At 48.4% G+C, this 868-nt stretch carries 1 protein-coding gene; it reads left to right on the forward strand.

What is annotated here, in order from left to right; translation table 11 throughout:
• Positions 1-48: 48 nt before the first annotated feature.
• Positions 49-868: TRAP transporter large permease subunit (locus R7R24_RS25625; RefSeq protein ID WP_318119928.1), on the forward strand; the 820-nt coding region annotated here is incomplete at its 3' end.

The raw sequence follows: 868 nt of genomic DNA on the forward strand, positions 1-868 counted from the left end.
TTATTTTGTTTTGAACATTGAAAAAGCCGTTAGAGCTTGGAGTAGGATATGAGCGACTCTATGGAAAAGGAATTGCAGAAATTTGAGCTGCCCACGCGCACCGATTTCCCGTGGGTAACCACCACCATCACGGTGTTCGGCGTGGTACTTTCTGCATTGCATATTTGGTTTAACACCTTATCGACGTTACCGGAACTCTGGATATCCGCGACGCACTTTGCTGGCTTTGCGGTAATTTGTGCTCTTTGGTATCCGGCTCATATCTCTTTGAAGCAGAGCAAAATGGCTCTAGCGGTCGATGTGCTCATCGCAGCAGGGGCTATCGCCTGTTTGCTTTACATTCCATATGCCGAAGATGCGTTGTATGAACGTGGTGTTAAGTTTGTCACTAGCGACTGGGTCTTTGCCATTATGGCGATATTGATCGTCATCGAACTGATTCGCCGCACCATGGGGTGGTTTATTCCTGTGTTGATTGTGATCTGTTTGAGCTACGTTGTTTTGTGGGGAAAATGGGCGACGGGTATTTTTCATTTTCCGGGGTTGAGCATCGAAACGCTGCTTTATCGCAGTTTCTACTCTTCTGAAGGCATGTTCGGTTCTATTTCTCGCATCAGTTGGACATTCGTTTTTATGTTCATCCTTTTTGGTGCGTTTTTAGTACGCTCTGGCGTTGGGGATTACATCATCAATGTCGCTCGTGCAGCCGCAGGAAAAATCATCGGAGGGCCGGGTTTCATTGCCGTGCTTGGCTCGGGTTTAATGGGCTCTGTGTCGGGATCTAGCGTGGCGAATACCGTGTCGACAGGGGTGATCAGTATTCCGGTGATGCAAAAAGCAGGTTTCCCTTCGCGCTTTGCTGCAGGGG

This window comes from Vibrio sp. 704 (genome assembly GCF_033339295.1).